This window comes from uncultured Oscillibacter sp. (assembly GCF_950073225.1).
In the GTDB taxonomy this organism is placed as follows: domain Bacteria; phylum Bacillota; class Clostridia; order Oscillospirales; family Oscillospiraceae; genus Oscillibacter.
The window spans coordinates 1-8,657 of the sequence record NZ_CATMPS010000058.1 but is presented as its reverse complement, the minus strand read 5'-3'; the positions used below and the strand labels follow the sequence as shown (position 1 = coordinate 8,657).

Annotated in this window: 12 protein-coding genes, 1 tRNA gene and 2 pseudogenes; 12 read left to right on the top strand and 3 right to left on the bottom strand. The window is 59.6% G+C overall.

Features of this window, described 5'->3' with window-relative positions:
• Positions 1-247 precede the first annotated feature (247 nt).
• The 8 genes and pseudogenes from Q1M04_RS15675 to Q1M04_RS15640 all read left to right on the top strand — a co-directional run bounded on the left by Q1M04_RS15675 (position 248) and on the right by Q1M04_RS15640 (position 4,037).
• Positions 248-323, top strand: a tRNA-Pro gene (locus Q1M04_RS15675).
• Between the two features lie 344 nt (positions 324-667).
• Positions 668-955, top strand: a complete 288-nt coding sequence (locus Q1M04_RS15670) for a hypothetical protein (RefSeq protein WP_300347210.1) — start codon at positions 668-670, stop codon at positions 953-955.
• 92 nt (positions 956-1,047) lie between these two features.
• Positions 1,048-1,395 carry a hypothetical protein gene (locus tag Q1M04_RS15665; RefSeq protein WP_297999793.1) on the top strand — a complete coding sequence of 116 codons (348 nt, stop codon included), beginning with the start codon at positions 1,048-1,050 and terminating at the stop codon, positions 1,393-1,395.
• Positions 1,392-2,078, top strand: a complete 687-nt coding sequence (locus tag Q1M04_RS15660; protein WP_297999790.1) for a DNA adenine methylase — start codon at positions 1,392-1,394, stop codon at positions 2,076-2,078. Before Q1M04_RS15665 ends, Q1M04_RS15660 begins: the two co-directional genes overlap by 4 nt.
• Positions 2,068-2,199: pseudogene (locus Q1M04_RS16295) on the top strand (DUF3849 domain-containing protein); the annotation flags it as partial. The gene Q1M04_RS15660 and the pseudogene Q1M04_RS16295, both read left to right, overlap by 11 nt.
• A gap of 259 nt (positions 2,200-2,458) precedes the next feature.
• Positions 2,459-3,061, top strand: coding sequence for a hypothetical protein (locus Q1M04_RS15650; RefSeq protein WP_297999789.1), 603 nt, complete (start codon positions 2,459-2,461; stop codon positions 3,059-3,061).
• A gap of 21 nt (positions 3,062-3,082) precedes the next feature.
• Positions 3,083-3,247, top strand: a pseudogene (locus Q1M04_RS16290) (SpoVG family protein); the annotation flags it as partial.
• Between the two features lie 49 nt (positions 3,248-3,296).
• Positions 3,297-4,037: a cell wall anchor protein gene (locus Q1M04_RS15640; RefSeq protein WP_297999787.1), complete on the top strand. Its 741-nt coding sequence runs from the start codon at positions 3,297-3,299 to the stop codon at positions 4,035-4,037.
• A gap of 6 nt (positions 4,038-4,043) precedes the next feature.
• On the opposite strand, the gene Q1M04_RS15635 is transcribed toward Q1M04_RS15640, so the two are convergent.
• A complete protein-coding gene (locus Q1M04_RS15635; protein ID WP_297999784.1) occupies positions 4,044-4,442 on the bottom strand; it encodes a bacteriohemerythrin in 399 nt (132 codons plus the stop codon).
• A 103-nt stretch (positions 4,443-4,545) separates the two neighbouring features.
• Here Q1M04_RS15635 and Q1M04_RS15630 point away from each other — a divergent pair, with 103 nt between their 5' ends.
• The 3 genes from Q1M04_RS15630 to Q1M04_RS15625 all read left to right on the top strand — a co-directional run bounded on the left by Q1M04_RS15630 (position 4,546) and on the right by Q1M04_RS15625 (position 5,773).
• Positions 4,546-5,151, top strand: a complete 606-nt coding sequence (locus Q1M04_RS15630) for a hypothetical protein (protein WP_366132273.1) — start codon at positions 4,546-4,548, stop codon at positions 5,149-5,151.
• A complete protein-coding gene (locus Q1M04_RS16285; protein ID WP_366132271.1) occupies positions 5,138-5,428 on the top strand; it encodes a sortase domain-bontaining protein in 291 nt (96 codons plus the stop codon). The genes Q1M04_RS15630 and Q1M04_RS16285 overlap by 14 nt, the downstream gene beginning before the upstream one ends.
• A gap of 105 nt (positions 5,429-5,533) precedes the next feature.
• Positions 5,534-5,773 carry a hypothetical protein gene (locus Q1M04_RS15625; RefSeq protein ID WP_297999782.1) on the top strand — a complete coding sequence of 80 codons (240 nt, stop codon included), beginning with the start codon at positions 5,534-5,536 and terminating at the stop codon, positions 5,771-5,773.
• A gap of 197 nt (positions 5,774-5,970) precedes the next feature.
• Here Q1M04_RS15625 and Q1M04_RS15620 read toward each other — a convergent pair whose 3' ends face one another.
• Together Q1M04_RS15620 and Q1M04_RS15615 are read right to left on the bottom strand one after the other, a co-directional pair.
• Positions 5,971-7,026 carry a collagen binding domain-containing protein gene (locus Q1M04_RS15620; protein ID WP_297999780.1) on the bottom strand — a complete coding sequence of 352 codons (1,056 nt, stop codon included), beginning with the start codon at positions 7,024-7,026 and terminating at the stop codon, positions 5,971-5,973.
• 171 nt (positions 7,027-7,197) lie between these two features.
• Positions 7,198-7,992, bottom strand: coding sequence for a CAP domain-containing protein (locus Q1M04_RS15615; protein ID WP_297999778.1), 795 nt, complete (start codon positions 7,990-7,992; stop codon positions 7,198-7,200).
• Here Q1M04_RS15615 and Q1M04_RS15610 point away from each other — a divergent pair.
• Positions 7,961-8,657, top strand: a 697-nt coding sequence (locus tag Q1M04_RS15610) for a collagen binding domain-containing protein (protein ID WP_300448765.1), incomplete at its 3' end; no start/stop codon positions are given. The genes Q1M04_RS15615 and Q1M04_RS15610 overlap by 32 nt on opposite strands.

Here is an 8,657-nt window from a genome sequence, read left to right as displayed (position 1 = left end):
GCCGGCAAAACCGCCAATGAAGTCCCTACGGATATTTCTGCAAGGTTCAGGTTGAAGAAAGCTCACTATTGGGGCTTTATGGATATTTTCCGGCTGGCCGGGTGTTCGAATGTAAGTATAAACTCACGTACCGGATAAATACGGAAAATAGAGATTGACATTACATGAAAAATCTCTTATAATGAGCAAGTCGGGTGTTGTCGTTCCGCCACAGCGGAGAAGGCGGCGGACGCCTTTGGCATCGTATCCGGGTGTAGCGCAGTTGGTAGCGCGCATGGTTCGGGACCATGAGGCCGTGGGTTCAAATCCCGCCACTCGGACCATAAAGGTGAAACAATCTGGATATTTTAGGCTGAACGCTTAGAGTACCAATTGTTTCACCTTTTTGTTTTTTGGGATTTCAAAATCCCGCAAAATGGATATTTTCAGGGTTTTCGCACGACTGGAGGGGTTCGAACTCCCCCCCTTTTGCGGACAAACGGCTTTTTAAGCGCCAGCGCCCTTTTTCAGCCGCCTTCATCACCGCTTTTTCACCAGAGCATATTACACGAAATTTCAGCGCCGGAGTTGTTGGCTATGCACAGCCTGACAGCCCGGCGCCCTTTTTGCGCCCAAAAGAGCACTTCACATTTTAACCGAAAATCTCGCCTGAAATTGGTTAGAAATAATGAATAGCTATACCAACTGCCTTGTGATACTCTTGCTGATACTCTACCAGCAAATCTACGATACAGGTATGATGAGCAACGACTTCGAGGAGGCGTTCAGCAGTTTTCTGGAGCGTAAAGAATACGACGAGGCGGAAAGCGCGCTGTTCTCCATGGTCCGCATCGCCTTCCTGGTGGGCTGGAAGGCAGCCGGGGGAGAACCCCCGGTACCGCAGAAGCTGTTTGAGCTGATCCGCTGCGGCGCGACAGACTCGCGTGTAAACAAGCCAGACCCTCCAACTGAATAACCATCAAAGCAGGGGCCGTTTTCCGAAAGGGACGACGGCCCCTGCTTTTTTTATGCCCTTTTTCGGAAACGCGGCCCCGGAAAGGACAGGAAATGAAAGAGGAACAACTGACTGCCTATCTGAAAGGAGGCTTCAAGGGCCGGGACCGGACCATCAAAAGCGCGGAGTTGGAGCGCGCCATGAAAATGAATGGCACGGACCTCCGCAAGCTGGTGAACAAGCTCCGGCGGAAGGCCGTCCCCATCTGCAGCGGCAGGGACGGCTACTTCTACGCCAGGACCGCCGGAGATATCCTCCGCACCATCCGCCAGCTGAACATCATGATCAGGGGCCTCCAGGCCGCCGTGGACGGCTTGGAGACGGCGCTGGACAAATTCGAGGAGGCCGGTCCCCCTGCTCCGCCGTGGCTCTGCGAGGAAGGCGGTGAGGATACGGTGTGAAACCCTGTTTCCCATGGGTCGGCGGGAAGGGAAAGCTGCTCTGGCTCATTCACAAGCTGTTCCCGGCCCTGGCCAACTGCTTTATAGACGTGTTCGGCGGCAGCGGGACCGTCCTCCTGTCAAGACCCTTGAAAAAAGGCTGTGTGGAGATCTACAACGATTACAACAGCAATCTGACGAACCTCTTCTTCTGCATTAAAAAACGTCCCCTGGCCCTGCTCCTGGAGCTTGGCTTCCTTCCCCTGGACTCGCGGGATGGCTTTAACGTCCTGCTGAAGTTTTTCAAAAAGGAGGAGTTCACCGACGAGTATCTGGAGGAAAACCTGAAGCTGGTGCAAATCCATCTGGACCCGCCGGAGTATGAGCAGATTCGCTCTCTGCTTCTGGAACGGCCCTCCCTGGGCGACGTGACCCGCGCCGCCAACTACTACAAGCTGATCCGCTACAGCTACAACAGCAACACCACCGCCTTCGCCAGCCGACCCTGCGACATCCGGCAGTTCTTCCATCTCATCTGGGACTGCTCCCGGCGTTTCGCGCGGGTGGTGGTGGAGAACAAGGACTTCCAGTCCCTGATCCAGCAGTACGACGGAGACGGCGTGCTCTTTTACTGCGACCCGCCGTATTACCAGGCGGAGGACTGCTACGCGGTGGAATTCTCCATGCAGGACCATGGCGTCTGATTTTCCCTACCTGTATCCCCATACTCTGACGGAGGCCAAGCGCCGCGGCGAAGCGCAGATGCATAAGGACAGCTTTCGTGAAAATGTCAAATGCGCCTGGGCCATTGATAAGGCTGTCCGGGACTGCGTCCGCGAAGGAGAAGCAGCGCTAGCGGAGGACTGTATCCAGCCTATTTTGGCTGCTCTTCCACAGCCAGAGGACAGGCCGTCTACGCTGTCTGCCTGGGAGATGGGGAGAAGCTGCGCTGGGACCGACATGATTTCGACGGTGTGCTGGACGATCAATATCTGCCCGACTGGGCGGCAGAGAAGCTGGCGGAGATTCAGAATTCCCAGCAGCAACAGCCGGAGGCTTCCTCCGGCGGAATGGAGATGACGTGATGAATCTTTCTTTTTACACCATCGACGATCTGCGCCTCGGGCCCAACCTCTGGACGGAAACCCGCTTTGACGCCGTCCAAGACGTCCTTACCCACTACCGGAACCTTCCCGGCGATACGGTGAAGGAGCTTGGACTGATGAATGGGGCGCGGAAGCTGCTCCGCATTCGCCGGGCGGGTCTGTCCCCCGGCGGACAGGACCTTGAAAACGTCCTTGTTACGGACTGCCTGGCCCAGACCCCCTGGCAGGGGGCCTCGGAGGTGCTGGCGGCGGCGCGGAAATGTGTCTCCGCCTTGAAGGTCCGCTACTGCCTGGACCATGACCGGCTTGTCCCCAAGCCCGCGGAGCTGCCGGAGGAACTGAGGCAGAGCGGCTTCGGGCCGCCGGTTGTCCGCCGGGCCTATATCGCCGCCACAGGCTGGCTCTCCCCCGCTGAACTGAAGCGCCGCTTCCCCGAGGAACGCGGCGCTTTTTCTTTTCCCCTGGTCCTGAAGTACCTGGCGGATGTCCATCTGGACGACGGACCCAGGACCATGGAACTCACCCACTGGGATCTGCGGCGATTGGAAGCCCGCGCCGGGACCTTCGCCGCTTCCAAATAAAAACGAAAAGGAGTAACGACTATGTCCAAGAAAGCCAATCCCGAACCCGCCGCCGTCCCTGAGCGGGAACCCGTCCCCCTGGAGATGGATGTGAAAATCCACTCCATCAATACCAGCGACAATGTCCTTGCCAACGCCTCCGTCACCTTGGGCGGCTGTTTCGCCGTCCGGGGCCTGCGGATCGTGGGCAGTGAGAAGGGGCCCTTTGTCTCCATGCCCAGCTACAAGACCCAGAATGGATACAAAGATCCCCCGCTCCGACTTCCAGCAGGACGGCGTTTGCTACACCCTGGTGGACCTGCTCAAGCAGGAGCTCCCAGAAAACGAGAGCCGCCAGCACGTGGAGACCGTTACCCTGGAGAGCAAAAACAAGGATATGGCCTCCGTGCTGGAGCTTCTGCCCCAGCAGAAGGAGTTCGTCACCGACGACGGCCTCTCCGGCACCCTCACCCTTCAGCTGGACACCGTCCAGGTAGACGTCTCCGGCTATGGAAGCTCCACCAAGGCGGTCAACGTCACCCGCTCCTATCCCAATCTGGCGGGACAGGACACCTCGTACATCCCCAAGACCATCCAGGACGGCGGGCGCACCCTGACCCTCCAGGATATCAGCTGGCAGACGGACAACACCGCCAGCCTGGACGGACACGCTATGGGCGACCGATTCACCGCCGTAGCCACCTACAGCGGCTCGGCCACCAGCAGCTATGTAAAAGGCTACACGGTCACCGCCAACTACTCCGGTACCGTCAGCCGGATCGCCCTGAACAAGACCCGGTACGTGGCCATCTTCGAGGGGGACGCTCCCACAGTGGATATTATCCCCACGGAAGCGGACTCCGGCGCCGACTCCGGGTTCCGCTTCAACTGGGCTTACCTGCTGGTCCCCCTGGGCGTGATCGCCCTGGCGGGCGGCGGCATGGGAACGGCGCTGTACCTGAAGCGGCGGCATGAATCCGAGGAAGGAACGGAATGACGGCGTTTACTTCTGCTTCATGTAGGCGCTCAGCTTCTTGTCCTCCACCCGGATGTGATTGACCAGGACCGCCACATGCTTGTTCAGCGCGCTCAGGTCCGCCACCGAGGGGCCTGACGCCGGAATCTTCGCGGCGATTTCCCGGAGCGTCTTTTTATATCCGGCGTGGAACGTCTTATGGGCGGGCATACCGGGGTATCCGCTCTCCTGCTGGAGCCGCTCTTCGTGGCTGAAATGTTTGTCCACATATTCGATCAGGAACTGGATGGCGGGCTCCATGGAAGCGCGGCCCTGACCCTTCCCGCAGGAGTCCATCAGCTGGTTCACCGCCTGAAACAACTCCCGGTGCTCCCCGTCGATGACAGCGTTCCCGGTCTCAAGGTCTTTTGTCAGTTCATATCGCATTCGTTCTTCTCCTTTGACCACAGTTTTCTAAATATTGGAACCCCTAAATTATAAATTGCCGCCGACCTGTAGTCAAGAGGGCCGGCGGCGGAAAGGAATCCACATGAAAAAACTCTTTTTACTGACCCTGCTTGTGGCTCTGGTCCTGACGGCCTATGCCGAGGCGCTGGAGTACAACATCGAACCGCCCGCCGGGGCCAACTATGGGAAGGCCACCTCCATTGAGGTGGTACACACCCGAGACAACGGCGAGTGGAAAAACACGGACATCAGCAAAAACGCCGCCCTGATCCCGCCCGGCTTCGGCACGCCCACGGCGGACCTCCCCGGCAGCGGGGACTACCTCACACCCAATCTGGCCCCGGAGGCCAAGGCTGGGACCGGCGCCGTGATCAACGGCAGCATGTCCGTAACGGTCGTGCTGCCGCCCGCCAGCGGGAGCGCTGTGTTCGCGCCCTCTGGCGGCGGCACGGCTGTCCCGCCCTCCTCCGGCAGCGGCGGGTCGGTGTATCAGCCCGGTTCCTCCAGCCTCACCACCACGACCAAGCCCACCGCAACGGACGCCGCCACTTTTACCGAGGTGACGGAGGACCTCTACTACAAGGGCGGGCACCTTGGCAGGCTGGAGATTCCCGTCCTGGACCTCAGCGTCAAAATCTACGAGGGCACCGGCAGCTCCACGCTTGCCAAGGGGCGTGGGCCACTTTGAGGACACCTCCATCTGGGGAGGCAACGTCTGCCTCGCTTCCCATAATCGCGGGGCGAACGATTACTTCGGGAAAATCCACACCCTGGACGCTGGAGACGAGATCACACTCACCACCAAGCTGGGAACGAAAACCTATGAGGTGACCACTGTCTCCAAGGTCAGCGAGACGGACCGGAGCGGCCTGGAGGAAACCGGCGAGAGCTGCCTCACCCTGTACACTTGCGTCCGGGACCAGCGGGACCTCCGCTACTGCGTCCGGGCCGTCGAGGTTGTATAATATGCTTCGGTTTTCCACTTCTATTTCTCCCGGCTCTCCTTTTGTTTCAATAGCTTTCCACCGTGCTTTCGGGTATGATGTGGCTAAGAACCGGGAGGGACCGGCATGACGGTCCTGGACTTTATCCGCCAGCATCCCGCCCAGGCGGTGGATGTGATCTCTTCCGAGGGCTGCGACCATGTGACGTCAAGGCGGTCCCTGGCCCTGGCGAGGGACCGGCCCGAAGACATGGAAGTCCTGGACTGGGCGGTCTGCCACTCCAGCTTCTCGGGCGGGGCATGGCATGTCCTGGCGATAGCTCCCGCCCTGGAGCAGGACGCCGCGCCAAAGCTCGCCATGGCCTGAGCCTCCCGGAATACGCGAAGGAGGAACCCAGAGATGAAAAAGAAGGATTTCGGTACGCTGGCCATTGGCATGGCTCTCGGCGCGGCGCTCACCGGAGGCGCTGTGGCCGCGGGAATCACGGCGGAACCCGCCTGGTCCCCCATCTATGTGGACGGACAGCAGGTACAGATGACGGCCTACAACATCGCCGGGAACAACTACGTCAAGCTCCGCAATATTGGAAAGGCGGTGGGCTTGCGGGTATCGGTGAAAGTGACCGTTACCGTATTCTTCCCATTGCTGGGCAGGGTAACATACTGCGGCCCGGCATTGTCAATCTCGTACCCAGACGGTCCTTCGGTCTCAGTGACCGCGTAGGTGCTCGCGGGCAGGTTGGTGACCTCGCAGGTGCCGTCGGGGCCGGTCACAATGTCCTTGGAGAAGGACCCATCCTGGCTTTCAACATGGAATTTCGCTCCGGCGAGGCCCTTGGTGGGGTCGGCGGAATCCACCTTTTTGACGATCAGGGAGTATTCATCCTTGGGCGGATTCTCAATAGAATGGTCGCCGATGATGATTTTCTGCACCCCAGAAGCGGGATGAGTGGAACTACCGGAGCCCGTAAAGCTGTACTCATACGCTTGGCATTTTCCCCAGACGCCGCGCTTGCCCAGGTCCAGCACATACTGGGAGATATCCCGGAAAGTGTTTGTGCTGTCCGCCCGTTTTTCGTCAATGCTGGTGTAGTGAGTTCCTTCAATGGAGTTGTACACCGCCATCAGCTCCTCAGCGCAGGCCACGACGGGATCACTGAGAAGGCCCTGCTTATAGCGCCAAATGACCGCCTGCACCCAGGCGTTCATCCGCCAGCAGTAAGCCTCGCTCCAGACATTATTCTCTCCCATGGCGATGGCTTCGTCCGAGAAGTTATTGTTTGCGTGGGAGTAGAAATAGGCCATCATGGTGATAACCGTGGGGTCCGTAATAGGCGTTTTGTTGCCCCAGGTCTGGCCTCTCAGGCTGTCGCCCATACCGCCGCCTTTGGTGCCGCAGAAGCCGACAGTTGTGTCGGAGCCGTCCTGGAAATACATCTGATGGAGCTGGGCTCGGCCCAGAGCGGCGGACTGATAACTGACGCCGGTGTAGCCGAAGTCCTTCAGCTTGATCGTGTCGCCGGCGGCGAAGGCCGTCGTGGGGATCAGGCCAAAAACGCAGACGAGCCCCAGCAGCATCGCCGTCAATCTCGTCCACAGGGGATGAGTCATCTTTTTCATAGAGAAGATTCCTTTCATTTTTAAATAGAAAAAGCCTCCGGGTGTACCGGAGGCTTGGCGCGGTCCTGGATGGACCAGATACCGGCGGGCGTTTTATGGCGCGCCCGCCCAAAAGAAAAACCCCTCAGCGGATGCTGAGGGGGCCTTCGAGGAAATAGGAGGATGAAGTTGTCAGGAGTAGGCGCTCACCCAGTTGGGGGAGCCCACCACCATGTAGCAGTAGACCCGGAAGCCGGAGTTTGTCACGCCCGCGCCGATGCAGGTGGCGTTGTCCTTGAGCATCGTTTGCAGGTGTCCGGGGGAGTTGACCCAGGCGTCCACGGCGATCCGCGCCGCGTTGTCGAAGTCGTCCAGGCCCATGGCCACCAGATTGTACATGGCGCCGTGGGGCCAGCCGTATTTCGGGAGGATCTCGCAGTCATAGGGCCGGTGTTCCGGGACGCACTGCGCGGACACGTCCTGGGCGGCGTTCATCAGCGCGTCGTTGATGGGCAGGGCCTCGAGGCCATGCTCCCGGCGCACCTCATTGACGAGTTGGATGATCTCCCGCCGGATTTCCAGATTGGCGTTCAGGTCGATCTCCGCTGGAGCGGAGGGGTCCGCCTTCACTGTGAGGGTCAGGAACCCGGATTCCCCGGCAGCGTTGGTGACGGTAATCGTGGCGGAGCCGGGCGCTTTGGGCACGACAACCCAGTACCCGGCGACCTGCTCCAGCGAGGCGACCGCCGGATCGCTGGAGGCCGCCGTGCAGTCTATTCCGGCGGGGCTGATGATGAGGGAGCTTCGCTCTCCCACGGTCAGCTCCGTGCCCTTCACGCTGCTGACCTGGAGCGTTTCCGCCTTGGATGCGGACGGCTGGGGCGCGGGTTTTGCCGGGGCCTCGCCGGTATAGGGCGCGCCGCTGTCCACCTGGACGCCGTCCTGGTAGTAGACGTTGAAGCCCGGTACCCCCGATATCCCCGACATCCCCGATACTCCGGCTGAGGGCAGCATCCGCAAAGTGGACGCGGATAACCCCACCAAGGGCCTCGCCGGGGCAGTCATTAAGATCACAGGCGTGGACAACAGCTTTGTGGGGACCTATACCACAGTCGAGGGCGGATATCTCGCGGATGTGCCCTGGGATACCATGCCCACCGGCAGCTATGTCGCGGAGGAGATGACCCCGCCGGAGGGGTACACCAAGAGCCCCGACCAGAGCAAGGTCAAGCAGACCTTTGTTTGGGATGGCAAAACCGACGTGGCGCTCGTTTTCGAGAATGACGCCAAGGTAAAGCTCCAGCTGAAGAAGCTGGATGATTCCAATAATCCTCTCCCTGGCGCCGTTTTTAATATCCTGAAAGACGGCCAAATCATCGGCACCGAGGCTACCAAGGAAGATGGTTCCATCACAGTGACGGACATCACCGAGGGGCTGTACGCCTTCGTCGAGGTCTCCGCCCCCTCCCCCTACGCCAAGCTGGATGAACCCGTCCTTGCTCATGTGGATCAGGCGGACGTCAACGGCGGAGGAACCATCACCGTCACTGCGGCAGATAAAAAACTGCCCAACCTGACGATTCTGAAACGGGACGCCCAGACCGGCGACGTCATCCCGGACACCCATTTTGAGATCAAGGGTATTCACTACG

What these genes read in the sequence shown, in the direction of transcription:
- Q1M04_RS15670 (WP_300347210.1), top strand. Translation starts at nt 668, where the DNA reads ATGAATAGCTATACCAACTGCCTTGTGATACTCTTGCTGATACTCTAC.
- Q1M04_RS15665 (WP_297999793.1), top strand. Translation starts at nt 1,048, where the DNA reads ATGAAAGAGGAACAACTGACTGCCTATCTGAAAGGAGGCTTCAAGGGC.
- Q1M04_RS15650 (WP_297999789.1), top strand. Translation starts at nt 2,459, where the DNA reads ATGAATCTTTCTTTTTACACCATCGACGATCTGCGCCTCGGGCCCAAC.
- Q1M04_RS15640 (WP_297999787.1), top strand. Translation starts at nt 3,297, where the DNA reads ATGGATACAAAGATCCCCCGCTCCGACTTCCAGCAGGACGGCGTTTGC.
- Q1M04_RS15635 (WP_297999784.1), bottom strand. Translation starts at nt 4,442, where the DNA reads ATGCGATATGAACTGACAAAAGACCTTGAGACCGGGAACGCTGTCATC.
- Q1M04_RS15630 (WP_366132273.1), top strand. Translation starts at nt 4,546, where the DNA reads ATGAAAAAACTCTTTTTACTGACCCTGCTTGTGGCTCTGGTCCTGACG.
- Q1M04_RS15625 (WP_297999782.1), top strand. Translation starts at nt 5,534, where the DNA reads ATGACGGTCCTGGACTTTATCCGCCAGCATCCCGCCCAGGCGGTGGAT.
- Q1M04_RS15620 (WP_297999780.1), bottom strand. Translation starts at nt 7,026, where the DNA reads ATGAAAAAGATGACTCATCCCCTGTGGACGAGATTGACGGCGATGCTG.
- Q1M04_RS15615 (WP_297999778.1), bottom strand. Translation starts at nt 7,992, where the DNA reads ATGTCGGGGATATCGGGGGTACCGGGCTTCAACGTCTACTACCAGGAC.